This is a genomic window from Streptomyces flavofungini, from assembly GCF_014650815.1.
GTDB classification, from domain to species: domain Bacteria; phylum Actinomycetota; class Actinomycetes; order Streptomycetales; family Streptomycetaceae; genus Streptomyces; species Streptomyces flavofungini.
Genome location: NZ_BMVR01000014.1, coordinates 79,911 through 106,339, shown reverse-complemented (window position 1 = coordinate 106,339; position 26,429 = coordinate 79,911). Strand labels below are relative to the sequence as shown.

Sequence of the window (26,429 nt, the reverse complement as noted above, 5' to 3'; positions counted from 1 at the left end):
CGGACCGCTGGCTGGGGGAGCGTGCCGCGGACATCCCCGAAGCGGTCTTCGCCCTCATCGAGCGCAGCCGTGAGGAGATCACGGCGCAGCAGCGGACCGAGCAGATGCTCAGCGCCTCGCAGGAGCTGACCGCGCAACTCCAGCAGCGCTCCGCCGAGTTGGAGACCTCACGGCTGGCGCTGCAGGAGTCCAACACCGAACTGGAGCACAAGGCCGAACTGCTCGCGCAGCAGAACCGCGCCATCGAGTCGCAGAACGTCGAGATCGAAGAGGCCCGGCAGGTCCTCGAGGAGCGCGCCGAGCAACTGGCGCTCTCGATGCGCTACAAGTCGGAGTTCCTGGGCAACATGTCGTACGAGTTGCGTTCTCCGCTCAACTCGATGCTGATCCTCGCCAAGCTGCTCGCCGACAACGCCGACGCGAACCTCACGCCCAAGCAGGTGGAGTTCGCCGAGACGATCCACGGTGCGGGCTCGGACCTGCTCCAGCTGATCAACGACATCCTCGACCTGTCGAACGTCGAGGCGGGCCAGATGGACGTCAGCCCCACCCTGATCCCGCTGGCCCAGCTCGCCGACTACGTGGAGGCCAACTTCGGCCCGTACGCCTCCGACAAGAAGCTCCGCTTCTCCGTGGAGGTCTCCCGGGAGCTGCCGCCGACGCTGCGCACCGACGAGAGCCGGGTGCTGCAGGTGCTGCGGAACCTCCTGGCCAACGCGGTGAAATTCACCGACACCGGTGAGGTCAAGCTGGTCATCCGGCCCGGCACCGCCGATGTGCCCGACGCGATCCGGGAGCAGCTCCTCGAATCCGGTTCGCTGCACACCGTGGACGCCGACCTGATCGCCTTCTCGGTGATCGACACCGGCATCGGGATCGCGGCGAGCAAGATGCGGGTGATCTTCGAGGCGTTCAAGCAGGCCGACGGCACGACGAGCCGCAGGTACGGCGGCACGGGTCTCGGGCTGTCGATCAGCCGGGAGATGGCGCGGTTGCTGGGCGGAGAGATCCACGCGGTGAGCGAGCCGGGGCGCGGCTCGACCTTCACTCTGTACCTGCCCCTGCACACGTACCTGGACGGGGCGCCGGGAGGCGACTCGCGCTACCGTCTCGCGCTGCCCGAGGCGCCGGTGGAGGTCACCAGCCAGCTCCCCGCGCCGCGCCAGGACATCACGGTGGTCCGCATGGCGGCCGACTCCGACGCGGAGCCCGAGTTCCACGGCGAGAAGGTGCTGATCGTCGACGACGACATCCGTACCGTCTTCGCGCTGACCGTGAGCCTGGAACGGCACGGCCTCTCGGTGCTGTACGCCGAGAACGGCCAGGAGTGCGTCGACGTCCTCGACCGGCACCCGGACGTCGCGGTCGTCCTCATGGAGATCATGATTCCGGAAATGGACGGCTACGCCACCATGTCGGTGATCCGGCAGCTGCCGCAGCACGCACGGCTGCCCGTCATCGCGCTCACCGCCAAGGCGATGAAGGGCGACCGGGAGAAGGCCATCGCGGCCGGTGCCTCGGACTATGTGACCAAGCCGGTGGACGTCGAGCACCTGCTGGCCCTGGTGGGGCGCTGGGCGCGTACACCCAAGGGAAGCCAAGGCGCCCAGGGGAGCTGATCCGGCAGGCCGCCGTGGCCGGTGCTGCGGAACCGCCGCACCCACCGGCCACGAACGGGCGGCGCCTCAGGGGCGCGTGGTCAGGTACCCGCCCATCGACGTGAAGTAGTCCGTCGCCGCCAACTCCCGGCCGTCCTCGGTGCGTACACGTGTGATGGCCAGGCCGTGGTTGCGGCCGGTGCGGGCGTCGGCGCCGGCGACGATCGCCACGCCCTCGCCCTCGCGGTAGAAGATGCGGCCCGGCGTGCCGCCGTACCGGCCCTCGGAGACGACCGCCGCGAGGATCTCCAGGCGCTTGCCCTTGTGGAAGGTGTACGCGCTCGGGTACGGCTCGGACTGGGCGCGGACCAGACGCTCCAGGTCCGCCGCGGGCCAGGTCCAGTCGATGCGGCTGTCCTCCAGCGAACGCTTGTGGAAGAAGCTCGCCTGGGACCGGTCCTGCTTGGTGAACTCCGTCTGCCCCGCGGCGATCAGGTCGAGGGCGCCGACGGTGACGGGGGCGATGAGGTCGACCGTCTTGTGGAAGAGGTCGGTGGCGGTGTCCGTCGGGCCGACCGGGACCGCCTCCTGGCGGACGACGTCACCGGCGTCCAGCTCGTCGTTCATCATGTGCGCGGTGACGCCCACCTCGGGCTCGCCGTTGATCAGCGCCCAGATCAGCGGGGAGAACCCGGCGTACTTCGGCAGCAGCGAGTCGTGGATGTTCAGGGTGCCGTGGCGGGGCAGGCCGAAGATGCGCGGCGGGATCCAGGTGCGCCAGTTGTTGGCGACGATGATGTCCGGGGCGGCGTCCTTGAGGCGCTCGAACAGCTCCTCGTCGTCGGGGCGGTTGCGCAGGAGGACGGGGATGCCGTGCTCCTCGGCGAGGTCGGCGACCGAGTCGCTCCAGATCTTCTCGTAGGCGTGCTCGCTCTTGGGATGCGTCACGACCAGCGCCACGTCGTGCTCGGAATCGAGAAGCGCCTGGAGCGTGCGGTGCCCCCAGGTCTGATAGCCGAACATGACGACCCGCATGGGGTTCCTCCTCAGGACAGGGAATGACCTGCGCCAGTAAAGCAAGGCTTACCTTAGTTTTCAATGTGCGCCCGCACAACCCCCGTTGGCGGGGGCGCGGTGCCGAGTCATCCGATTTGCCCTGTCGACACGTGCGCGCATTCAGCTTAGGCTCACCTAAACTCCATCACGCGCCGTTCGCCAGCGTGCCCGCAGGGTGCCTGCGTCCCTAGTGGATCAAAGGGATAACGTACTTCGACATGAGCACGACTGCAGTTGAGCGCCCCGCGCCGGGCGGGACAACACCGGCCCGTCGGCGGCGGGTTCTGGGCCTGGGCATGCTGGTCCTGCTCCTCGTGATCATGGCGGCCCTGTCGCTGGCCGTCGGTGCCCGCGCGTTGACCCCCGGCGAGGTGTGGCACGGGCTGTTCGCCGAGCCGGAGTCCGACCGGCGGCTCACCGAGATCCGGCTCATCGTCGAGACCGTGCGGGTGCCCCGGACGACCCTCGCGATCGTCGCGGGCCTCGCCCTGGGCGTCGGCGGAGCGCTCATCCAGGGATACACCCGCAACCCCATCGCCGACACGGGCCTGCTCGGCGTGAACGCCGGCGCCTCGTTCGCCGTGGTGTCGGTGATCGCCGTGTTCGGGTTCACCAGCCCGTTCCAGTACGTCTGGTTCGGCTTTCTCGGCGCGGCGGTCGCCGGTGTCGTCGTGTTCGGGCTCTCCAGCATCGGCCGGGGGGCGGGCAACCCGTTGACGCTCGCCCTGGCCGGGCAGGGGATCACCGTGTTCCTCGCGGCCATGACCACGGCGGTCGCGCTGTCGGACCGCGAGTCCTCCAACGCCCTGCGGTTCTGGAACGCGGGCTCCGTGGCCGCGGTCGGCTTCGACGTCATCTGGCCGATCACCGGGTTCATCGCCCTCGGCCTCGTCCTCGCGCTGATCACGCTGCCCGCCCTCAACCTGCTCAACCTCGGCGACGACGTGGCGCGCGGACTCGGCGTGAACATCGCGCTGAGCCGCACCATCGGCATCACCGCCATCACCCTGCTCGCGGGCGCGGCCACGGCGGCGTGCGGCCCCATCGCCTTCCTCGGCCTGATGGTGGCCCATGTGGCCCGGTACCTGACCGGCCCCGACTACCGCTGGCTGGTGCCGTACGCGGGACTGCTCGGCGCCGTGGTCCTGTTGCTCTGCGACATCGTGGGGCGCTTGGTGACGCGGCCGGGCGAGCTGGACGTGGGGGTCGTCGTCGCGCTCCTCGGTGCCCCGTTCTTCGCCGTCCTGGTCTGGCGCGGAAAGTTCAAGAGCGCATGAACGGGACGAAGCGACGCGGAGAGTTCACCGGCGTATGAACGGGACAGGGCGGAGCGGTCTGAAGCGGCGAACAGCCCACGAGCGGGGGAGCGGGACAGCGGTGAAGGCAGCGGTGGCGCCGGGCGTGCGGCTCGGCAGTGTCTCGTTCGTATGGCGGCCGTGGCTCGCGCTCGTCACGCTGGTCCTGACGGCGGCCACCTTCCTGGTGTTCTGCCTCTCCATCAGCATCGGCGACTTCCCCATCGGCCTGTCCCAGGTGATCGCCACCCTCTTCGGCCGGGGCGAGCAGGTCGACGAGTTCGTGATCATGGACCTGCGGATGCCGCGCGCCCTCGCCGGGCTGGTCGTGGGCATCGCGCTCGGGGTGTCCGGCGCGCTCACCCAGTCCATCGCCCGCAACCCGCTGGCCAGCCCGGACATCCTGGGGATCACCGGCGGCGCCAGCGTCGTCGCGGTGTCCCTGGTGACCGTGTCGGGCGGGGCCACCGCGGCGGTCGTCAGCTCCGTGGGCCTGTCCGTGGCGGCGCTCGCGGGCGGACTCTGCACCGGCCTGCTCGTGTACTTCCTGGCGTGGCGGCGGGGGATCGACGGCTTCCGGCTCATCCTCATCGGCATCTCCGTGAGCGCCATGATGGAGGCCATCACCACCTGGCTGCTCGTCAAGGCCGACATCAAGGACGTGGCCCGCGCCCAGGCGTGGTTGGTCGGCTCGCTGGAGAACCGGTCGTGGGACGAGGTCTGGATCGCGCTCTGGTGCTCGCTCGCCCTCTTGGCCGTCGTGTCCTGTGTCGCCTTCCAGTTCAAGCCCCTGCACTTCGGCGACGAGGTCGCCGCCGGCCTGGGCGTCCGCTACTCCATGGTGCGCGCGGTGCTGCTGCTGTGCGCGGTGCTCCTGGCCGCGGTGGCGGTGAGCGCCGCGGGTCCTGTCCCGTTCGTCGCGCTGGTGGCGCCGCAGGTGGCGATGCGTCTGGCGCGCTGCCCCACACCGCCGTTGGTGGCCTCCGGCATGACGGGGGCGCTGCTGCTCATCGGCTCGGACCTGGTGGCGCGGACGGCCCTGCCGATCACCCTCCCGGTCGGTGTGGTCACCGCCGCGATCGGCGGCCCTTTCCTCGTCTATCTGCTGGTGCGGGCCAACCTCAAATAACTGGTACAAAGGTGAGGCAAACCTAAATAAATGAGGGGGGCTTGTGGTCACTCAGTACATCACCGAGATCGAGTCCGGGGTCGATGACACCTCGCGGCTCGCAGCCAAGGGCGTCAGCGTCGGATACGGCGCGCGAACCGTCATCGACGATCTCGACGTGGCGATACCGCCAGGAGTGATCACCACCATCATCGGCCCCAACGGCTGCGGGAAGTCCACCCTCTTGCGGACGCTGTCGCGGCTCCTGAAGCCGACCAAGGGCACGGTCGTGCTCGACGGCGACGACATCGTCAAGCTCAAGACCAGGGACGTGGCGAAGAAGCTCGGGCTGCTGCCGCAGGCGCCGGTCGCGCCGGAGGGTCTGACGGTGTCCGACCTGGTCGCCCGGGGCCGCCATCCGCACCAGAGCTGGCTGCGCCAGTGGTCGTCGGACGATGCGGCCATCGTGGAGCGCGCCCTCGCCATGACCGGCGTCGCCGACCTGGCCGACCGGCCCGTCGACTCGCTCTCCGGCGGCCAGCGCCAGCGCGTCTGGATCTCGATGACCCTGGCCCAGGGCACCGACCTGCTGCTTCTCGACGAGCCGACCACGTATCTGGACCTGGCGCACGCCGTCGACGTACTGGACCTGGTGGACGATCTGCACGAGTCGGGATGCGCCGTGGTCATGGTGTTGCACGACCTCAATCTGGCGACGCGCTACAGCGACAACCTCATCGTGATGCGGGAGGGGTCGATTCTGGCGCAGGGGCATCCGCGTGACGTGATTACCGCGGATTTGCTGGAGGAGGCATTCGGGCTGCGTGCCAAGGTGATTGACGACCCGGTAGGGGACCGGCCGCTCATTGTGCCGATCGGTCGTACGCACGTTCAGCTCGACGGCAACTCTTGACGCGACAAGTTGAAGGTTAGGCTAGGCTAACCTCACTTTGGCAGGATAAAGTTTGGCTGCCCTAAGGCAGGGGCGCACCGGTCAGCGTGAAAGCAAGGGATCTCGGATGCATCTCCATGGAACGGCGCTCAAGAAGCGGTCCTGGCGGCGATTGGCGGCCGTAGTGTCCGCCGCGACTCTCAGTGTCGGCCTCCTCGCGGGATGCGGTTCGGACAAGTCGGACGACGGGGACAAGGGCAGCGACAAGAACGCCCCGGCCGCCGCCGGAAAGTTCCCGGTCACCGTGGAGCACGCGTTCGGATCCACGGAGGTGAAGAAGGCCCCCAAGCGGGTCGTCTCCGTCGGCTACACGGACGACCAGGCCATCCTGGCGTTCGGCGTCAAGCCGGTCGGCATGACCGACCAGTACCCGAACCCGGCGGGCAAGTCCCCCGACATCAACACCCAGTGGCCGTGGGTGAAGGACGAGTGGGGCGACACCAAGCCCGAAGTCATCATGAAGAACGGTGACAACGGCCCGAACTACGAGAAGATCGCGGCCCTGCGCCCCGACCTGATCATCGCGGTGTACTCCGAGATCGACAAGGCCGCCTACGAGAAGCTCTCCAAGATCGCCCCGACGGTGGGCCGCACCAAGGCCGAGAAGGAGCCCTTCAGCGCTCCGTGGCAGGACAACGCGGTGCACATCGGCAAGGCCCTCGGCCAGGAGGCCAAGGGCAAGAAGCTGGTCGCGGGCATCCAGACGAAGCTCGACCAGGCCAAGAAGGACCACCCGAAGCTCGCGGACCAGACCGCCGTCGCGCTGTCCTGGTACAAGAATTCCCTCGCGCCGTTCACCTCGACCGACGTGCGCGGCCGTCTGGTGACGGGCATCGGCTACAAGTACCAGACCAAGATCGATGACATCGCGGACGGCAGCTTCTCCACCCAGCTCTCGCCCGAGCGCACCGACCTGGTCGACGTCGACCGCATCTTCGTCATCAACGACAAGGCCGACCAGGCCGCGCTGAAGAAGTTCAAGCTCTTCACCAACCTGAACGCGGTGAAGAAGGGCAACGTGTCCTACCTGCTCGACAGCGAGGGCCCGGCGGTCGGCGCGGCCATGTCCCAGGGCACCCTGCTGTCCCTGCCGTACGCCATCGACGAACTCGTCAAGTCGGTCGACTAGGTGTGAGCACTACCGACACGAGGGTCGTCCCGGCGACCCTGCGCACGGCGACCGGACGCGAGGCCACCCGCTGGGTCACGGCGCACTGCCGTGAAGTGCCCTGGCTGACGGTGGCCACCGTGCTCACCACGGTGGCCGGGGCGGCGCTCCAGGTGCTCCCCGTGCTCCTGCTCGGCCGGGTGGTCGACGGGGTGGTCGAGGGTGAGTCGCGCTCGATGCTCCTCAAGGTCGGCGTGCTGATGGTGGCTGCCGCGCTGCTCGGCGCGGTGGCCACCGCGGTCTCGACCTATCTCATCGGACGGCTCGGCGCGGATCTGCTCGCGCGGCTGCGCGAAAGCGCCGTCCGTTCGGTCCTCGGGATGCCGAGTGCGCGGATCGAGCAGGTCGGCCGCGGGGACGTGCTGTCCCGGGTCGGTGACGACGTGGCCGTCCTCTCCAAGGGCATCCGCATGGCCATCCCCACGGTGTTCTCCGCGGGCGTCCTGGTCTTCATCGCCACGGTCGGCATGTTCGGTCTCGACTGGCGGCTCGGCCTCGCGGGCGCCGGCGCGCTGCCCGCGTACGCCCTGGCCCTGCGCTGGTACCTGCCCCGGTCGGCGCCGCTCTACCGCAAGCAGCGGGTGGCCCAGGCCGACCGCGCGCAGGCGCTGATCAGCGGACTCAACGGCATCGACACGGTCCGGGCGTACCGCCTGGAGGACACCTTCCGCGAGCAGGTCACCGACGAGTCGTGGCGGGTGCGCAACTACGGCGTCGAGGTGTTCCGGTTCTTCGGCCGGTTCGTCGGCCGCGAGAACCGTGCCGAGTTCATCGGGCTCGTCCTCATCATCGTGGTGGGGTACGCCCTGCTGGAGGCCGACGCCGCGACCCTCGGCCAGGTGTCGGCGGCCCCGCTGATGTTCCACCGGCTCTTCACCCCCCTGGGCGCCATCATGTTCACCTTCGACGAGGCGCAGAAGTCCGGCGCGAGCCTCACCCGCCTCGTCGGGGTCCTCGGGGAGGAGGCGGAGGAGCGGCTCGTGGGCGACACGGCCGTCGCCTCGGCTGAAGCCCTGTCGTACCCGGTGACCGTGGCGGGGCTGACCTTCAGCTATCCCGACACCGAGGAACCGGTCCTCAGGGACGTCGACCTGACGATCCCGGCAGGCGGTTCGCTCGCCCTGGTGGGCGCGACGGGCGCGGGCAAGTCGACCCTCGCGGCGCTGATCGCGGGCATCGGGACCCCGCAGTCCGGATCGGTGCGCATCGGGTCGACCGACCTGGCCGGTCTCGACGAGGCCGGGGCGCGGGCCCTGGTGAGCATCCTGACGCAGGAGACGCATGTGTTCTCCGGTCCGCTCGCCGACGACCTGCGCCTGGCCGCGCCGGAGGCGACCGACGCGGAGCTGATGGACGCGCTGCGCACGGTCGGCGCCGACGGCTGGGTCGACGCGCTGCCCGAGGGCCTGCACACCCTGGTCGGCGAGGGCGGCGAGCGCCTGGACGTCACCAAGGTCGCCCATATCGCCCTGGCCCGGCTCGTGCTCGGCCGGGCGCCCGTCGTGGTGCTCGACGAGTCGACCGCGGAGGCGGGCAGCGAGGGCGCCGCCGAGCTGGAGCGGGCCGTGCTCGCCGCGTGCGCGGGCCGGACCACGTTGTTCGTGGCGCACCGGCTGACCCAGGCGATGGCGGCCGACCGCATCGCCGTCCTGGACGCGGGGCGCGTCGTGGAGCAGGGGGCGCACGACGAGCTGGTGGCGCTGGGCGGCCGCTACGCGCGGCTCTGGCGGGCATGGCGAGAAGGTAGTTAGGTAAACCTTAGTAAGGTTGGGCTCACTTTCGGCCCTTGGAAAGAAATGCTGAGTCTTCGATGAACGCTGGGTCTTCGATGATGGAATCGCGCGCGCGTCTCGTACGCCTCTCCTCCGCCCGCCTGGCCGACGCGCGCCGGCGCACGGGCGACTATTCCGACCGGACCATCACCGAAGCCTGCGCCCTCGCCCTGTCGTACTGGGCGACGGGCCGGAGCCCCGACGGCATCGACCTCGCTCCCGGCACCCTCTTCGCCGACGTCCTCGGCTGGATCGACAACGGCGGGGTGGAGCCGGGCGGTTGGGGGGTCGGTGAGGGCGGCGCGGACGGCTGGGGCATCGCCGTCCCTCAGGACGTCGACCTGGCCGACGCGCAGCTCGCGCTCGACGACCTCGCCGACTTCCCGGACCGGCCGCTCGGCACCGTCGGCCCGTCCGGCGTGGCGGCACGGCTGAAGACCCTGGCCGAGTGGAACGACACCGACGCCGCCCGGGTCCGCCCGACCATCGTGGAGATGTTCCGCGAGCAGGCCAGGACCCGGCCGGACGCCGTCGCCGTCGTCGACGAGCACCGAACGCTGACCTACCGTCAGGCGGCCGAACTCTCCAGCCAGTTGGCCCACCACCTCATCGAACGCGGCCTCACCGCTGAACAGGTCGTCGGCATCTCCCTCGGCCGCTCCGCCGAGATGGTGATCGGCCTCCTCGGCGTGCTGCAGGCGGGCTGCGCCTTCGTACCGCTCGATCCGCAGTGGCCCGCCGCGCGCCGCGCCGTCGTCATCGACGACGCCCGTGTCGTCGTCCAGCTCAACGACTCCGGCGAGCACGACGCGAGCGAACCGGCCGCCGCGGCCGTCGACCTCGGCGACTGGAAGTACGGCTCCTGCCCCACGGACGGGACGGGCGTCACCGTCCCCGGCGACGCCCTGGCGTACGTCATCTTCACGTCCGGCTCGACCGGACGTCCCAAGGGCGCGATGATCCGCCACGAGGCCATCAGCGAGCGGCTGTTGTGGCAGGTCGGCGAGATCCTCGGCTTCGGGCACGACGACGCGTCGCTGTTCAAGGCGCCGCTGTCGTTCGACATCTCCATCAACGAGATCTTCCTGCCGCTGGTGTGCGGCGGCAGGCTGGTGGTGCTGCGGCCCGGCGGCGAACGCGACCCGCACCACCTCCTGAGCGTCATCGCCGAGCAGCGCGTCACCTTCACCTATCTGGTGTCGTCGATGCTGGACGTCCTCCTGGAGATGGCGGGCGAATCCGGCCGCCTCGACAGCCTGCGCCACGTGTGGTGCGGCGGCGAGGTCCTCACCCCGGAGCTGTACGAACGCTTCCGCACCCGCCTCGACATCCCCATGTACCACGGCTACGGCCCGGCCGAGACGACCATCGGCGTCTCCCACGTCATCTACCGGGGCGAGGCCGAACGCCTGTCGACGTCGATCGGCAAGGCCAACCCCAACACCCAGCTGTACGTCCTCGACGACGAGCTGCGCCCGGTCCCGGTCGGGGTCGGCGGCGAACTGTACGTGGGCGGGTTCCTGCTGGGGCGCGGGTACGTCAACGCGCCCGGCCTGACGGCCTCCCGGTTCGTGGCGAATCCTTTCGCCGGGGACGGCTCCCGGCTCTACCGGACCGGTGACCTCGCCCGCTTCGCCCCCGACGGCTCGCTCGACTTCCTCGGCCGCGCCGACAACCAGATCAAGATCCGCGGCATGCGCCTGGAGATCGAGGACGTCGAGGCCGGGCTCGCGGAGCACCCTGAAGTACGGCACACCTGCGTCGTCGCGAAGAAGAACACGGCGGGCGGCACCTACCTCGTCGGGTACGTCATCCCGGCCGCCGGGAGCGAGGACCTGAAGGCGGACGACGTCAAGGCGTGGGCCGCCGCGCACATGGTCGAGTACATGGTGCCCGCCCACCTCGTCGTCATGACGGAGTTCCCGCTCACCGCGAACGGCAAGCTCGACCGCAACGCGCTGCCCGAGCCCACGGTCGGCACGGGCACGGTCGCCGCGCCCGCCACGGACAACGAACGCGCGGTGTGCGCGGCCGTCGCGACCCTCCTCCAGCTCGACGAGGTCGGCGTCGACCAGGACTTCTTCCAGCTCGGCGGCGACAGCATCCTCGCGATCTCGCTCCTGAGCGCCCTGCGCGACGCCGGCCTCTACGTCACCGCGCGGCAGATCTTCACGAACAGCGTCGTGGGCGCCCTCGCGGCGGTGGCGAGCCGCGAGGACGTCGCCACCGTGGACCACGGCGACACCGCGACCGGCACCGTCGCGGGCTCGCCCATCGTGCAGTGGCTCGGCGAGACCACGGACGCGATCGACGGGTTCGTGCAGTCGGTGGTCCTGAACACCCCGGCGGACCTCACCGCCGACGCCCTCGACGCGGTCCTCACCGCCGTGCTCGCACGGCACGACATGCTGCGCGCCACGCTGGTACGCGGCGACCGCTGGAGCTTCGACATTCCGGAGGCGGGCCGGACCGCCCCGGTCTGGCGGCAGAGCGACCTCCCGCTCGACGCGTGCGTCGCGCTCGCCACCGACGGGCTCGACCCCGACAGCGGCGCGATGCTCCGCGCCGTCTGGCGGCGCGCGGAGCGGCAGCTCGTCGTGGTCGTCCACCATGTGGTGATCGACGGCGTGTCCTGGCGGATCCTGCTGGAGGACCTGGCCACGGCCTGGCGGCAGCTCGCGTCCGGTGCGCCGATCGAACTGCCCCCGGTGGGCACGTCGTTCCGGCGCTGGACGCAGCTCCTGGGCGGCGCGGACTTCGACGCCGACCGCGCCTACTTCCAGCAGCCCCTGCCGGGACCGGACCAGCCGGTGGCCAGGCGCGCCCTGGCCGAGACCGACACCGTCGAGCACGAGCGGATACGCACCGTCTCGGTCGGCCCCGAGATCACGGCCGCGCTCCTCGGCGAGATACCCGTGAAGTTCCACGCGGGCGTCAACGACGTACTCCTCACCGCGCTCGCCGTCGCCCTCGCCCGCTGGCGCCGCGACCTCGGGCAGGACCAGACGTACGCCCACATCGAGCTGGAGGGCCACGGCCGCGAAGCCCGCTTCGTGGCGGGCGCCGCGGGCTTCGAGCCCGAACTGTCGCGCACCGTCGGCTGGTTCACCACCCTGTTCCCGGTGACCGTCGACCCCGGCACGGCGGCGGACCTGACCGCGCCCGCCTATCTGGCCGCGGCGCTCAAGGCCGTGAAGGACGACCTCGCCCGGGTGCCCGGCAACGGCGTCTCGTACGGCGCCCTGCGCTACCTCGCCGACACCGACTTCGGCACGCCCGCCCCGCAGGTGCTCTTCAACTACCTGGGCCGCTTCGACGCCGGCGCGTCCGGGGACTGGCAACTCGCGGGCACCACCGGACAGTTGGGTGAGAAGCGCGACCCGAGGATGCGCCTGCCGCGCGCCCTGGAGTTCAACGCGATCGCCGAACCGGCCGCGCTCGGCGGCGAGTACGAGCTGGTCACCACCATCTCCTGGCCCGACGGGCTGTTCACCGACGCCGACATCACGGCGATCGGGGACTACTTCCGGCTGGCCCTGGCCGGGCTCGCCGCGCTCGACGAGGGCGGCCACTCGCCCAGCGACTTCCCCCTGGTGCCGCTCACACAGGCCGACGTCGACGGCTTGGACGGACCGGCGCTGCGGGACATCCTGCCGCTGACGCCGCTGCAGGAGGGCCTGTACTTCCACTCGGTCTTCGACGACGACTCGGCGGGCGCCTACGTCGAGCAGCAACTCCTCACCCTGGACGGCGAGGTGGACGCCGACCGGCTCGCCGCGGCGGCCACCCGGCTGCTCGCCCTGTACCCGAACCTGGCCGCGCGGTTCGTGGCCCTCGCCGACGGCCGCGTGGTCTCCGTCCTGGACGGCGGGGCCGAGGCGCCCTTCACCACGCTGGACCGCCCCGGCATCGGCGACGCCGAGATCCGCGACCTCGCCGAGCGGGACCGGCGCGCCGGGTTCGACCTGGCCACCGGGCCCCTGATGCGGTACACGCTCGTCCGCGCGGGCTCCGGCCGCACCGTTCTCGTGCAGACCGTGCACCACATCATCGCCGACGGCTGGTCCGTGCCGCCGATGCTGCGCGCCCTGCTCGCCGAGTACCACGCGCCGGGCTCCGTGTACCCGCACGGCGGCTTCCCCGACTACGTGGCCTGGCTCACCGGACGCGACGACGACGAGAGCGACCGGGTGTGGCGCGGCGAGCTGGCCGAGCTGCCCGGCTCGTCGCTGGTCGCCGAGGGGCACACCCCGTCCGACCGGTTCGCCGACATCGACGTGGCCGCCGACGTCGACATCGACTCGGCCGCCCGCTCGGCCGGGGTGCCGCTGAGCGTCGCCGTGCACAGCGCCTGGGCGGTGACGCTCGGCGGCATCCTGCACAGCGAGGACGTCGTGTTCGGCTCCACGGTGTCCGGGCGTGACGCGGAGGTGCCCGGCATCGAGGACATGGTGGGTCTGTTCATCAACACGATCCCCGTGCGCGCCCGTTGGGCCGGTACGACCACGGCCCGAGACCTGCTCGCCTCGGTGCGGGAGCACCAGAGCGCGGTGCTGCCGCACCAGCACGTCTCGCTGGCACGGATCGGCCGCCGGACGGGCTCCGGCTCGCTCTTCGACACCCTCGTGGTGTTCGACGTCGCGACCGACGTGGCCGCCCTGCGCGGCCCCGACGACACCCTCGTCATCGCCGACATCGTCAACGAGGGCGCCCCGCACTACCCGCTGACGCTCGTGGTGGAGCGCGCCCTCGACGGCCGCCCCCGCTTCAACCTGATCTACGACGGCGAGCTGCTGCGCGAGTCGAGCGCCCAGGACATCCTGCGCACCTTCACCCGCACCCTCACCGGCCTGCTCACCCGCCCGGACACCCTGGTCGACGACCTGGCCCCCGAGGCCGACCGGCGTCCCGCGCCCCTCACCCCGACCACCCTCGCGGGTCTCTTCGACGCCGCCGCGCACCGCGATCCGGCCGCGACCGCCGTCACCCAGTGCGGCCTCGACGGCGACAGGCGCTCGCTGACGTACGGTCAACTGGCTGCTGCGAAGGAGGAGTTGGCCGCCGCCCTGCGCGCGGCCGGTGTCGGTCCGGGGCAGCGGGTGGCCGTCGCCGTCCCGCGCTCCGTCGAGCAGGTGGTGGCGCTGGTCGCGGTGGTCACGGCGGGCGGTGCCTATGTGCCGCTGGACCTGGCGTACCCGGACGAACGCCTTGAGTACATCCTGACCGACGCGGCTCCGCAGGTGGTCCTCGTGGACCGGGAGCAGCGGGACCGGTTCACCGACCTGCTGGCGCGGGCGGGCGTGGCGGCCCGTGTGATCGTCCAGGGCGCGGAGCCGCCCCAGGGGGACGGACAGCCGCTGGACGCCACCGGGCCCGCGCCCGAGGCCGACTGGCACGACCCCGCGTACGTGATCTACACCTCCGGGTCGACCGGGCGCCCCAAGGGCGTCGTCGTCCCGCACTCCAGCGTGGTGACGCTGCTCGCGAACACGCAGCCCGACATGGGCTTCGGGCCCGACGACGTGTGGGTCCAGTTCCACTCCTTCTCCTTCGACTTCGCGGTCTGGGAGCTGTGGGGCGCGCTGGCGTACGGCAGTGAACTGCTGCTGCCCGACTACGCGTTGACCCGCTCCCCGGTCGACTTCCACCAGCTGGTCCGCGAGCGCGGGGTGACCGTGCTCAACCAGACCCCGTCGGCCTTCTACCAGTTCATCGAGGCCGACCGGCACGCCGACGAGCCGGTCCCGGCGCTGCGGCGGATCGTCTTCGGCGGCGAGGCCCTCGACCTGGGGCGGCTGCGCGGCTGGGTCGAGCGGCACGGCACCGGTACGCCCGAGCTGGTCAACATGTACGGCATCACCGAGACGACCGTGCACGTCACCCACCGGGTGCTGACCGACGACGACTTCGGCCCCGGCGACGACGTCTCCCCGATCGGCGGCCCGATCCCGGGCCTCGTCACCCACCTGCTCGACGACCGGCTCCGCCCGGTGCCGCCGGGCCGGGAGGGCGCCATCTACGTCGCCGGTGACCAGGTGGCGCTCGGCTACCTGGGCCGACCGGGGCTCACCGCGGGCCGGTTCGTCGCCGACCCGTTCGCGGGCGACGGTTCCCGCATGTACCACACGGGCGACCTCGCCCGCCGCACCCTGGACGGCGAGCTGGAGTTCACGGGCCGCGCCGACGACCAGGTCCAACTCAAGGGCTTCCGCATCGAGTTGGGCGAGGTGGAGGGTGCCGTCCGGCGACTGGACGGCGTCGTCGACGTGGCCGTCACCGTGGCGGACAGCGGGGACCATCTGGTGGCGCACGTGGTGGGCCGCGTGCCGGACGACTTCGCCACCCGCCTGTCGGCCGAGCTCCCCGTCCACATGGTGCCCGCCCGGGTGCTGAGGGTCGATGCTCTGCCCTTGACGGTCAACGGCAAGCTGGACCGGAAGGCCCTGGTCGAGAGCACCAAGGCGCGCTCCGCGCAGGACGGTGACGATGCCGCGGGCCGGTGGGGGCTGGTCGGGCAGTTCCCCGCGCCCCTTGAGGGCGCGTCCTCGCCGGTCGCCGCCCTTGTCGGCATCTTCGCCGACACCCTGCCCGGCGCTGCCGTCGATGCCGACACCGACTTCTTCACCGCCGGAGGCGACAGCATCGTCGCCATCACGCTGATCAACCGGGCCAGGGCCCTCGGCCTGACCATCGCTCCCCGGGACGTGTTCCTGTTCAGGACGCCACGCGGGCTCGCCGAAGAACTGGGGACGCGCGCCCCGCAGGCCGTGCCCGCCGTACCGGCCGCCCGCCGCGAGGACGGCCCCCTCACACCGACCCCGATCATCCTGCGCCAGCGCGAACTGGGCGGCACGCTCGCCCGGTTCGCCCAGGCCAGGACGCTGACGGCACCCGAAGGCGCCGGATTCGCCGACGCCGAGCGCGCCGCGCGTGCCGTCGTCGCCGCGCACCCGGCGCTCCGCATGACGCTGCGCGTGGAGCACGGCGTATGGGCCCTGCGCACCGAACCCGCCCGCGACGTCACCGTCGTACGGGCCCAGGCCACGGACCCGACGGCCGTGGCGAACGAGGCCGCCGGGCTGCTCGACCCCGAGTCCGGGAACGTCATCGCGTTCTCGTGGCTGGAGGCGAGCCGCACCCTGGTCGTCACCGTGCACCACCTCGCCGTCGACGCCGTGTCCTGGCTGGTCCTCCTGGACGACCTGGCCACCGCCATGGGCGGGGCGCCCCTGCCGCCGCCGACCACGTCCTACGCCGAGTACGCCGAAGCGCAGGCGCTCCAGGCCGCCGAGGCGCTCGACGACCTCGGGCACTGGATCACCACGCTCCAGGCACCCGCGCTGCTGCCCGAAGCCGGGGCCGAGCGGGCGGCCACGACCGAGGCGCTGCGCGAGACAACCGTCGTACTCGCCCCCGAAGTGAGCGACCGCGTCACCCGCACCGCACCCGCCGCACTCGGCGTCGACCTCACCGAGCTGCTCTGCGGCGCGCTGCGCACCGCGCTGACCCACATCCAGCCCGCGCCCACCGACCTCGCGGTCGACCTGGAGCGGCACGGCCGGGTCCCGGTCCACGAGCACCACGACTACACCCGCACCGTCGGCTGGTTCACCGCCATCGCGCCCGTGCGGCTCACCGCGCACACCGACCCCGTCGCGGCGGCCCGCGAAGTCGCCGAGCGGCAGCCGGACGAGCGCGCGCACGTCGCGTACGGCCGACTCCGGTACCTCAACCCGCAGACGGCCCCGCTCCTGACCGCCCGCCCGCAGGTCCTGTTCAACTACCTCGGCCGGGGCAGCGAGTCGCAGGCGCCGCACATCACCGGTGGCGACCAGGGCAGTCCGTACGCCGTCGAGGTCAACGCCTGGACCGACGCCGCGACCGGCAGCCTGCACGCGACCTTCACCCTCGCCGAGGGCATCCCCGACGAGATCACCGCGCACTGGCTGAGCGCGCTGGAGCGCGTCGCGGACGCCTCCGTCACGGCGGAGCGCACGGCACCGGTCACCCCGCTCCAGCGCGGCCTGTTCTTCCAGGCCCAGATGGCGGGCACCGCCGGACACTATGTCGCGCAGAGCTGGTTCACCTTCGACCGGCGCCTCGACACCGACGCGCTCGCCGAGGCGATGGCGCACGTCATCGCGCGGCACCCGGTCGTCGGCGCGGGCTTCACCACCGACGACGACGGCAACCCGGTCCAGGTCCTCAAGGCGGGCCGCCGGGTCGACGTCCACACCGTCGACCTGGCCACGGAGGACGAGGTCGAGGCCCTGCGCACGCGGGACCGCGACACGGGCTTCGACCCAGGGGAGCCGCCGCTGATCCGGCTGACCGTGGTGCGCCTGCCCGGTGACCGCGACGGCCTGCTGCTGAGCTACCACCTGCTGCTGTGGGACGGCTGGTCCCGCGAGATCGTGCTGCGGGACCTCTTCGCCGCCTACCGGGCCGTCGTCGCGGGCGAACCGCTCGACGCCACCCCGGCCACGCCGAGCTTCGAGGACCACGCCCGGACGCTCGCCGCCAAGGACCCGGCCGTAGCGGAACGCTTCTGGACGGAGCACCTCGCCGGACTGCCCGGGCCGACCCTCCTCGCCGGACCGGCGCCGTCCCTGTCGGACGACCTGCCGAGCGCCCTCGTGCAGACGCTGTCCGCCGCACAGTCGAACCTGCTGCGCGACGCCGCCAAGGCGCACGGTGTCACGCTCAACTCGATCCTGACCGGCGCGTTCGGGCTGCTGCTCGGCGCGCACACGGGCCGCAGCGACGCCGTGTTCGGCGTGACCGTCTCCGGCCGCGACGGCGAGGGCCTGTCCGACATCGTCGGCGTGCTCCTCAACACCGTCCCCATGTGGACGCGGGCGCGGCCGGACGCCACGGTCCGCGCGTACCTGGAGGCCGTGCAGACGGCGCGGGTCGAGGCCATGGAGCACGAGCACCTCGGGCTCGGCGAGATCCAGCGGGCGAGCGGGCAGGACACGCTGTTCGACAACCTGTTCGTGCTCCAGAACTTCCTGGACATGGACGCGTTCGCCGAGATGAACTCCCGGCACGGCATCACCTCGGTGCAGGCCGACGACTCCACCCACTACCCGTTCACCTGGGTCGTGACGCCCGGCGACCGGCTCACGGTCAAGCTGGAGCACCGCGACGGCGACACCGCGGGCGCCCGCCGTCTCCTCGACGACTACGTGCGCGTACTCGAAGACCTGGCCTGCTGGACCGGTCCGGTCGGCGCGCTGCCGGGCCTCGGGCGGCAGCCCGCGGCCGACGCGCGCACGGACATCGGCACGGACACCGTCGTCGACCGCTTCGACCAGGCCGCGGACCGCGATCCGCAGCGGGTCGCGCTCGTCGCCCACGGCGCGACCATGACGTTCGCCGAGCTGCGGGACCGCAGCCGAGCCGTGGCGGGCGTGCTCGCCGGGCGCGGCATCGGCCCGGAGACGAACGTGGGCCTCGCGATCCCCCGCTCCCTCGACTCGATCGTGGCGCTGTTCGCCGTCCTGCGCGTCGGCGCCGCCTATATACCGCTGGAGCTCGACCACCCCGACGAGCGCATCGCCGCGATCGTCGCGGACGCCCGCCCCGACGTCATCCTCACCGTGAGCGCCGTGTCGCCCCGGCTGACCGGCGCCGTCATCGGCACCGACGACCTGATCGAACTGGACCGGCCGCTGTCCGCAGCCGAGCCGTTCGTGACGTTCACGCCGGACGACCCGGACCGGCTCCGGCACCCCGCGTACACGATCTACACCTCCGGTTCGACCGGGAAGCCCAAGGGCGTGGTGACCGAGTACGCCGGGCTCACCAACATGCTGATCAACCACCAGCGCCGGATCTTCGAACCGGTCCTGGCGGAGCACGAGCACCGGGTCTTCCGGATCGCCCACACCGTGTCGTTCGCGTTCGACATGTCGTGGGAGGAGCTGCTGTGGCTCGCCGACGGCCACGAGGTGCACATCTGCGACGAGGAACTGCGCCGGGACGCGCCCGGTCTCGTCGCGTACTGCCTGGAGCACGGCATCGACGTCATCAACGTGACGCCGACCTACGCGCAGCAGCTCGCGGCCGAGGGCCTGCTCGACCACCCCGACCGGCGCCCGGCCCTGGTGCTGCTCGGCGGCGAGGCCGTCACGCCGACCCTGTGGCAGCGGCTCGCCGACACCGAGGGCACGGTCGGCTACAACCTGTACGGACCCACCGAGTACACGATCAACACCCTCGGCGTCGGCACCTTCGAGTGCCAGGACCCGGTGGTGGGCGTCGCCATCGACAACACCGACGTGTACGTCCTCGACCCCTGGCTGCGGCCGCTGCCGGACGGTGTCCCCGGTGAGCTGTACGTCGCGGGCATCGGCATCGCGCGCGGCTACCTCGGACAGTCCGCGCAGACCGCCCACCGGTTCGTGGCGTGCCCGTTCGGGGCGCCCGGCGAGCGCATGTACCGCACCGGTGACCTCGTGGTCCGGCGGCCCGACGGGAACCTGATGTACCTGGGCCGCACCGACCAGCAGGTCAAGATCCGGGGGCACCGCGTCGAACTCGGCGAGGTCGAGGCCGCGTTCGCCGCACACGCGGCAGTGCGGTTCGTCGCCGCGGTCGCCCAGCCGGACCCGCAGGTCGACGGGGCGTACCGGCTCGCCGCGTACCTCGTCCTCGACGGCTCCGACCTGGCCGCCGTCGCCGCCGACGTGGGCAGCGGGCTGCCGGACTTCCTGCGCCCGACGCACTACGCCCAGGTCGAAAGCATCCCGCTGACGGTCAACGGGAAGGCTGACACCAAGGCGCTGCCCGAGGCGAAGCCGCTCGGCGCGCTGACCACGGCGGGGGAGCGGGGTCCGGAGACGGAGACCGAGACCGTGGTGTGCGAGTTCTTCGCCGAGGCGCTGGACCTGGATGATGACGAGGTGAGCGCCGTGAGCGACTTCGTGTCCCTCGGAGGGCACTCCATGCTGGCGGTGCGCCTGATCGGGCTGCTCCGCCGCGAGTACGGTCCTGTGGTCACCATCCGTGACCTGTTCACCCTGCGAACCCCGGAAGCGATTGCCCGCCACCTCGATGACAACTCCTGACACGCAGCGGCCCCGCCCGGGGTCCGACATCCTGCGCACCGCACTGCGGCGCAACCTCGGTGCCATGGCCGGGGGCACCGTCCTCATGGGCCTGTACCAGGCGGGGGAGACCGCCTTCCCCATCGCCCTCGGCCTGATCGTCGAGCACACCCTGCGGGAAAACCGCAGTCCCGGCTCGCTCGCCGTCTCGATCGGCGCCCTCGCCGTGATCATCACGACGGTGTCGCTGTCGTGGCGGTTCGGCATGCGCGTCCTGCAGAAGGCCAACACCACCGAGGCGCACCGCTGGCGGGTGCGGGTCGCCGCCTGCGGACTCCAGCCGGTGGCCAGGGACGTCGACCTCAAGTCCGGCGAGGTGCTGACCATCGCCACCGAGGACGCCGACCAGACCGCCGACATCGTCGAAGTCGTGCCGATGCTGATCAGCTCGCTGGTCGCGATCGTCGTCGCGGCGGTCGCCCTCGGCCTCGCCGACTTCCGGCTCGGCCTCCTCGTGATCGTCGGCACCGTCGCGATCCTGTCGGTCCTCAGCGTCATGTCCAAGCGGATCGGCTCCAGCACGCAGGAACAGCAGGCCCGGGTGGCGCGGGCCGGCGCGAAGGTCGCCGACCTCATCACCGGCCTGCGCCCGCTGCACGGCTTCGGCGGCAACCACGCGGCGTTCCGCTCCTACCGCAAGGTCAGCACGGAGGCCAAGCACCAGTCGATCACCGTCGCCAAGGTCAACGGCGTCTACGCGGGCACCGCCCTCGCCCTCAACGCGATCCTCGCCGCGGCCGTGACCCTCACGGCGGGCTGGCTGGCGTTCGAGGGCCGGATCAACATCGGCGAACTCGTCATGGCCGTGGGCCTCGCGCAGTTCATCATGGAGCCGCTGAAGCTGTTCTCCGAGATGCCCAAGTACGTGATGATCGCGCGGGCGTCGGCCGAGCGGATGGCGCTGGTCCTCACCGCGCCGCCGGTGACGACCCCGGGGTCAGGGCACCCTGCCGCGGGCGGCGACCTGGAGGTGGACTGCGTCCGGCACGGGCCGCTGCGCAAGCTCAAGTTCCAGGTGCCCGCCGGTGAGTTCGTGGCGATCACCGCCTATCAGCCGCGCGCGGCGGCCGACCTCGCGTCGATCCTCGCCGTGAACGTCCCGCCGGACGCGTACGAGGGCGTGGTCCGGGTCAGCGGGCAGGAGCTCGCGGACCTGTCGGTCGAGTCGGTCCGCGCCCATATGCTGGTCAACCCCTACGACGGGGAGATCTTCGCGGGCACCCTGCGTTCGAACATCGACCCGTCGGGCACCAGCGGCACGGTCCCCGAGGCCGTCGAGGCGTCCATGCTGACCGACGTCGTCGCCCTGCACCGCGACGGCCTCGACTACGCCGTCCGCGACCGCGGCGCGAACCTCTCGGGCGGCCAGCGCCAACGCCTGTCCCTGGCCCGCGCGCTCGCCGCCGACACCGACGTCCTCGTCCTGCACGACCCCACGACAGCCGTCGACGCGGTCACCGAACAACTCATCGCCCGCAACGTCGCGAAGCTGCGCCGGGGCCGCACCACCATCGTCATCACCAGCAGCCCGCCCCTCCTGGACGCGGCGGACCGCGTCCTGGTCCTGGACGACGGGGTCATCACCGCCGAGGACACGCATCGGAATCTGCTGGCGAGCGACGAGGCGTACTGCTCGGCCGTGGCGCGGTGAACCGCTGGGCTCAGTGCCAGTCGCCGACCACCCGGGTGTTGTCGACGCCCGACAGGAAGTAGAAGTAGTACTCCCCGCCGCTCAGGTGGTAGGTGGGGGCCGCCTTGCCGCCGCAGGGGATGCGGACGACGTTCCCGACGGGCCGGTCGCGGCCCCAGGTGACGTGGTAGAGCTGCCCGGCAGTGATGTCGCTGGCGCAGTAGGCCGACAACGTGACCCGCTGCCCGTCACCCTGCGGGCGATGCGTCTTCGGTGAGTGGCCGTAGGTGTTGAACCGGACCTCGAAGTCGACGGAAGCGGCGGCGAGGTGCGGTGCGGCGGCGGGCACGGCCACGTGCTGCCGGGCCGCACCCGCCTGGGCCGGGGCGCCGGTCAGGCCCACGGCGAGGAGTGCTGTGGCGGCGGCGAGGAGAGTGCGCATGGGGAAGTCTCTGATTTCTCTCTGCGGAGCGTGGGGGTGTGGGGAGCGCGGAAGGTCCGGGGGGCGGGGTCAGGCACCGTCGGCGACGATGTGCGTGTTGTCGACGCCGGAGATGAAGTGGAAGTAGTAGAAACCGCCCCGCAACTGGTAGTTGAGGGTCTTGGGGGCCCGGTTGCAGGGAACGGAGAAGGCGCGGCCGACCGCGGGGTCGATCCCGGTCGCCGAGTGGTAGAGCTGCCCGACCAGGGCGTCGCTGTCGCAGTCCGCCTTGAGGGTGTAGCGGTGGACCCCGAACTGGATGCTCAGGGTCGGTGAGTCGGCCCGTCCGTTGAACCACATGTCGAAGAGGACGCTCTTGGCCTGGTGGTGCGGTGCCCGGTCCGGCGCGGCAGGCGTGGACGCCGACGGGGAGGTGAGGGCGGAGGCGGCGGCCGACGGGGCGGCGGTGCCGGTCACCAGCGCGGCCAGCGCGGCGACGGCTGCGGTGTATCGATGCATGTGCGTGATGCCTTCCTGATGGGGGCGACGGAGCCTGACGAGAGCCCACGGGAGCCGTATCGGCGCCCCGCTCGAATCTCGTACGCGAGTTCGCCCAGGCGATCCTGCGGCCCTCGGACGGAACAGCGGGGCAGGCGAAGCGGTCGTGCGGGGAAGGCAGACGCAGGTTCACTCCAACGGCTCTTCGCCGGTTCCCCCGCATCGGCGAAGGCGTCTGCGCCTGCCTCCGGTTTCGCCCCGTCCGGCCGTGCTGCCGACGGGGTGTGACCAGAGTCTGCGGCGGCCGCCCGACACTCACAACCGCATCCCGGCCGCTTCCCGGAAGTCGGGATCCCAAGTGCCCTGACCTGCAGGGACGCAGGTGTCCCGGGATGCGGTTGTCCCGGGACGGCGGCGGCATCGTGGGCAACGGAGCGCGCCCGTACCCGCTGCCCGGCCGACCTCCTGAGCGCATGCCCGGGCGCCCCTGGGCGCGCGCCCAGGGGTGATCCGTGGGCGCGCCCACGGGCAATCCTCGGAGAGGCGGAGAGGCGGAGAGGCGGAGAGGCGGAGAGGCGGAGAGGCGGAGAGGCGGACAGGCGGACAGGCCCTAGGCCAGCGCCCAGGCCACATCCCTGAGCAGGGCCTGCCGCCACCCCGCGCGGTCGTGGTCCGACGCCGACCGCGAGACCCGCACGGTCGCACCGGCCTGTTCGGTCAGGGTCTCGACCAGCGCGCAGTGGGGCAGCATCCGCGCCTCGTGCTCCCCCACGTCGAAGGCGACCCGCAGACCGGACAGGTCGGGGTGGTCCGCCAGTCGCGCGGCGATGGCACCCCCGACCGGTCCGCCCAGCGGGTCCGCCTGGCCCATCGCTTCGGACGTCCACCAGAACGACGGCGACTGGACGGCGATCCGGGACACCAGGTCGGGGAACTCCAGCGCCGCGTACATCGCGCTCAGCCCGCCGAGGCTCTGCCCGGCGACCACGAGCCGGTCCGGGTCGGCCGGTACGCCGGACTCCGCGACCAGTGGCAGCAGTTCGTCCCGCACCGCCCGCCACAGCTCGGGCCTGCACGCGAACTCGGCCGCCCGGTCCTTGGCCGGGAGCAGGACGAGGGTGACGGGCGGCATCTCGCCACTGGCGACGGCCGCGTCGAACGCGGTCATCGCCGGGTGCAGGTACAGCCAGTCGTCCCCGTCGAGCAGCAGGACCACGGGTCCGCCGCCGCCCGCGGCGTGTACGCGCACGGTGCGCCGCCCGCCGAGCTTCTCGCTGGACCAGCGGACCCGGGTGCGCGGGACGGGCAGCACGTCGTCGGCGCCGACGGCGGGCCAGTGCGGCTGGGCCGGGGCGTCCGGGGTCGCGGCGATGGACCTGTCACCGCCCGCGCCGACCGGGTTGAGCGGGTCGGCGTACGCGTCGTCGCCCACGCGGAACTGGTAGGTCACCCGCAGCCGCGCGGGCATGGGCACCTGGGCGTACCAGCAGTCCGTGTCGCCGAAGCGCCGCAGGGGCACGGGCTTCGACCAGCTCTCGAAGTCGATGCTCGCCCCGGACCCGCGCCACAGGAAGAGGGTGACCCAACCGCCGTCGGCGGCGGGAATCGACGCGGGTGCTCCCGCCGCGGCCCAGAACCCGTCGCTGCCGGGTGCGCCGGACAGCCCGAACTCGGCGAAGGCAGGGGCCACTTCGGCACGCATGGTGGTCTCCTTGTGAGAGGGGAGGCGGGGGGAGCTGGACGCACCCTGATTAGGCGAGCCTAACTTCATGGCGGCCTTCTCTTCCATCCCCGGTCCGGCTGCCGAAAAGGGTCCGCCTTGCCGCCGGTTGGGGACCGTCGGCGTCGTGTGCCCGGGGTCCGGCACTCGGGAGCACGGGGCGGTCCTGACGTCTCGCGGGAGCCTGGCCGGAATTCGTCTTGCGTCGACCAAGGGGGGGCCGTTTCACCCTTCGATAAGGTTAGGCTAACCTTCGGGCGTGCATGTTGGTGAAGAGACCGCCGAGGCCACGCGCCCCCAGGGTCATGAACTGCTCGCCACGGGTGTCACCGTGGCGTACGAGGGCGTCGATGTCGTACACGACGCCTCGATGACGCTGCGCCCGGGCGAAGTGACCGTCCTGGTGGGGCCGAACGGCAGCGGGAAGTCGACGCTGCTGCGTACGCTCGCCCGGCTGCAGCGGGCCCGGACCGCCACGCTCGTCATCGACGGCGACACCGACGGCCTCGCGCTGGGACCGCGTGAGTTCTCGCGCCACGTCGCCCTGCTCACGCAGGGGCGCCCCACGCCCAGCGGGCTCACCGTCCGGGACGTCGTCGAATTCGGCCGCTACCCGTACCGGGGCCGCTGGGGCAAGGCCGACCCGGGAGGCCGGGCCGCCGTGGACCGCGCGCTCGCCCTGACCGGCGTCGCCGACCTCGCCGAACGGGGCGCCGAGCACCTGTCCGGCGGGCAGCTCCAGCGCGTCTGGCTGGCCGGCTGCCTCGCCCAGGAGACGGGCGTGCTCCTGCTCGACGAGCCGACCAACCACCTCGACCTCCGCTACCAGGTCGAACTCCTCGACCTGATGCGGGACCTGGCGGACGACCACGGCATCGCCGTCGGCGCCGTCCTGCACGACCTCGACCAGGCCGCCGCTGTCGCCGACCGCATCGTCCTGCTCGACGACGGGCGGGTCATCGCCGACGGCGACCCCGAAGACGTACTGACGCCGCAGCGGCTGACCGACACCTACGGCATCCGCATCGACGTCGAGACCGACCCGCTCACCGGCCGCCTGCGCACCCGCGCCATCGGCCGTCACCACGCGCGAAGCGAAAGGCTCAGCACCACCTCATGAGACGCCTCCTGATCACCGCGGCGGCCGCCACCGCCGCGGCCCTCACCCTGTCCGCCTGCGGCACCACCGAGTCGTCCGACGACGAAGCGAAGAAGAGCGGCGACGCCATCACCCTCACCGACGCCACCGGTGCGAAGGTGAAGCTGAACGGCCCCGCCAAGAAGGTCGTCGGCACCGAGTGGAACGTCGTCGAGAGCCTGATCTCGCTCGGTGTCGACCCGACCGGCGTCTCCGACGTCAAGGGCTACAAGACGTGGGACACCGCCGTCCCGCTGAAGAACGACCCCAAGGACATCGGCACCCGCGGCGAGCCGAGCATGGACACCATCGCGTCCCTGAAGCCCGACCTCATCCTCGCGACCACCGACCTGCCCGCGGCCGCCGTGAAGCAGATGCGCAAGGTCGCCCCCGTTCTGACGGTCAAGCCCGGCGACGCCGCCGACCCCATCGGCCAGATGACGAAGAACCTCGACCTCGTCGCCGAGGCCACCGGCACCACCGAGCAGGCCACGAAGCTCAAGAAGGACTTCGAGGCGAAGCTCGCCGCGGGCAAGAAGAAGCTCGCCGCCGCCGGACACGGCGGCGCGAAGTACGCTTTCGCCGACGGCTACGTCACCGGCAACCAGACCTCGATCCGGCCGTACACCAGCGGCTCGCTCATCGGCGCCGTGAACGAGAAGCTCGGCCTGAAGAACGACTGGCAGGTCAAGGGCGACAAGGTCTACGGCCTCGGCGCCACCGACGTCGAGGGCCTCACCAAGCTCGACGACGACGTGCGGTTCGCCTACATCGGCAACGACGGCGACAAGGGCAGCAACCCGTTCGCCGGGGTCCTGAAGAAGGACAAGGTCTGGACGTCGCTGCCGTTCGTCAAGAAGGGCAACGTGCACCGGCTGCCCGACGGCATCTGGATGTTCGGCGGCCCCGGGTCGATGAACAAGTACGTCGACTCCGTCGTCGACTCCCTGAAGAAGTAACGC

Annotated in this window: 13 protein-coding genes and 1 pseudogene; 10 read left to right on the top strand and 4 right to left on the bottom strand. The window is 71.5% G+C overall.

Annotation, left to right across the window (positions count from 1 at the left end):
- Positions 1-95: 95 nt before the first annotated feature.
- Positions 96-1,619: pseudogene (locus tag IE274_RS39725) on the top strand (ATP-binding protein); the annotation flags it as partial.
- Positions 1,620-1,685: 66 nt separating this feature from the next.
- Here the strand turns inward: IE274_RS39725 and IE274_RS30690 are convergent.
- Positions 1,686-2,633: a methionyl-tRNA formyltransferase gene (locus IE274_RS30690; RefSeq protein ID WP_190119193.1), complete on the bottom strand. Its 948-nt coding sequence runs from the start codon at positions 2,631-2,633 to the stop codon at positions 1,686-1,688.
- 239 nt (positions 2,634-2,872) lie between these two features.
- Here IE274_RS30690 and IE274_RS30685 point away from each other — a divergent pair, with 239 nt between their 5' ends.
- From IE274_RS30685 to IE274_RS30655, 7 genes are all read left to right on the top strand, one after another.
- Positions 2,873-3,931: a FecCD family ABC transporter permease gene (locus IE274_RS30685; protein WP_190119192.1), complete on the top strand. Its 1,059-nt coding sequence runs from the start codon at positions 2,873-2,875 to the stop codon at positions 3,929-3,931.
- A 34-nt stretch (positions 3,932-3,965) separates the two neighbouring features.
- Entirely contained in the window at positions 3,966-5,078 is a 1,113-nt protein-coding gene (locus tag IE274_RS30680; RefSeq protein WP_190119191.1) for a FecCD family ABC transporter permease, read from the top strand.
- A 43-nt stretch (positions 5,079-5,121) separates the two neighbouring features.
- Positions 5,122-5,970, top strand: a complete 849-nt coding sequence (locus IE274_RS30675) for an ABC transporter ATP-binding protein (protein ID WP_190119190.1) — start codon at positions 5,122-5,124, stop codon at positions 5,968-5,970.
- A gap of 106 nt (positions 5,971-6,076) precedes the next feature.
- Positions 6,077-7,138, top strand: coding sequence for an iron-siderophore ABC transporter substrate-binding protein (locus IE274_RS30670; RefSeq protein ID WP_190119189.1), 1,062 nt, complete (start codon positions 6,077-6,079; stop codon positions 7,136-7,138).
- Between the two features lie 2 nt (positions 7,139-7,140).
- A complete protein-coding gene (locus IE274_RS30665) occupies positions 7,141-8,928 on the top strand; it encodes an ABC transporter ATP-binding protein (protein WP_190119188.1) in 1,788 nt (595 codons plus the stop codon).
- A 77-nt stretch (positions 8,929-9,005) separates the two neighbouring features.
- Positions 9,006-20,021 carry a non-ribosomal peptide synthetase gene (locus IE274_RS30660; RefSeq protein ID WP_190119307.1) on the top strand — a complete coding sequence of 3,672 codons (11,016 nt, stop codon included), beginning with the start codon at positions 9,006-9,008 and terminating at the stop codon, positions 20,019-20,021.
- Positions 20,008-21,711 (top strand): ABC transporter ATP-binding protein, encoded by a 1,704-nt coding sequence (locus IE274_RS30655; protein WP_190119187.1) that lies wholly within the window; start codon positions 20,008-20,010, stop codon positions 21,709-21,711. The genes IE274_RS30660 and IE274_RS30655 overlap by 14 nt, the downstream gene beginning before the upstream one ends.
- A 10-nt stretch (positions 21,712-21,721) precedes the next feature.
- On the opposite strand, the gene IE274_RS30650 is transcribed toward IE274_RS30655, so the two are convergent.
- From IE274_RS30650 to IE274_RS30640, 3 genes are all read right to left on the bottom strand, one after another.
- Positions 21,722-22,132, bottom strand: coding sequence for a hypothetical protein (locus IE274_RS30650; RefSeq protein ID WP_190119186.1), 411 nt, complete (start codon positions 22,130-22,132; stop codon positions 21,722-21,724).
- 69 nt (positions 22,133-22,201) lie between these two features.
- Complete coding sequence (locus IE274_RS30645) at positions 22,202-22,630, bottom strand: hypothetical protein (RefSeq protein WP_190119185.1); 429 nt, start codon at positions 22,628-22,630, stop codon at positions 22,202-22,204.
- Positions 22,631-23,219: 589 nt separating this feature from the next.
- Complete coding sequence (locus IE274_RS30640; protein ID WP_190119184.1) at positions 23,220-24,311, bottom strand: alpha/beta hydrolase-fold protein; 1,092 nt, start codon at positions 24,309-24,311, stop codon at positions 23,220-23,222.
- Positions 24,312-24,588: 277 nt separating this feature from the next.
- Here IE274_RS30640 and IE274_RS30635 point away from each other — a divergent pair, with 277 nt between their 5' ends.
- Together IE274_RS30635 and IE274_RS30630 are read left to right on the top strand one after the other, a co-directional pair.
- Positions 24,589-25,449 carry an ABC transporter ATP-binding protein gene (locus IE274_RS30635; RefSeq protein ID WP_190119183.1) on the top strand — a complete coding sequence of 287 codons (861 nt, stop codon included), beginning with the start codon at positions 24,589-24,591 and terminating at the stop codon, positions 25,447-25,449.
- On the top strand, positions 25,446-26,426 hold the full coding sequence (locus IE274_RS30630) for an ABC transporter substrate-binding protein (RefSeq protein WP_190119182.1): 981 nt from the start codon (positions 25,446-25,448) through the stop codon (positions 26,424-26,426). Before IE274_RS30635 ends, IE274_RS30630 begins: the two co-directional genes overlap by 4 nt.
- Positions 26,427-26,429 lie beyond the last annotated feature (3 nt).

What these genes read in the sequence shown, in the direction of transcription:
- IE274_RS30690 (WP_190119193.1), bottom strand. Translation starts at nt 2,633, where the DNA reads ATGCGGGTCGTCATGTTCGGCTATCAGACCTGGGGGCACCGCACGCTC.
- IE274_RS30685 (WP_190119192.1), top strand. Translation starts at nt 2,873, where the DNA reads ATGAGCACGACTGCAGTTGAGCGCCCCGCGCCGGGCGGGACAACACCG.
- IE274_RS30680 (WP_190119191.1), top strand. Translation starts at nt 3,966, where the DNA reads ATGAACGGGACAGGGCGGAGCGGTCTGAAGCGGCGAACAGCCCACGAG.
- IE274_RS30670 (WP_190119189.1), top strand. Translation starts at nt 6,077, where the DNA reads ATGCATCTCCATGGAACGGCGCTCAAGAAGCGGTCCTGGCGGCGATTG.
- IE274_RS30660 (WP_190119307.1), top strand. Translation starts at nt 9,006, where the DNA reads ATGATGGAATCGCGCGCGCGTCTCGTACGCCTCTCCTCCGCCCGCCTG.
- IE274_RS30655 (WP_190119187.1), top strand. Translation starts at nt 20,008, where the DNA reads ATGACAACTCCTGACACGCAGCGGCCCCGCCCGGGGTCCGACATCCTG.
- IE274_RS30650 (WP_190119186.1), bottom strand. Translation starts at nt 22,132, where the DNA reads ATGCGCACTCTCCTCGCCGCCGCCACAGCACTCCTCGCCGTGGGCCTG.
- IE274_RS30645 (WP_190119185.1), bottom strand. Translation starts at nt 22,630, where the DNA reads ATGCATCGATACACCGCAGCCGTCGCCGCGCTGGCCGCGCTGGTGACC.
- IE274_RS30640 (WP_190119184.1), bottom strand. Translation starts at nt 24,311, where the DNA reads ATGCGTGCCGAAGTGGCCCCTGCCTTCGCCGAGTTCGGGCTGTCCGGC.
- IE274_RS30630 (WP_190119182.1), top strand. Translation starts at nt 25,446, where the DNA reads ATGAGACGCCTCCTGATCACCGCGGCGGCCGCCACCGCCGCGGCCCTC.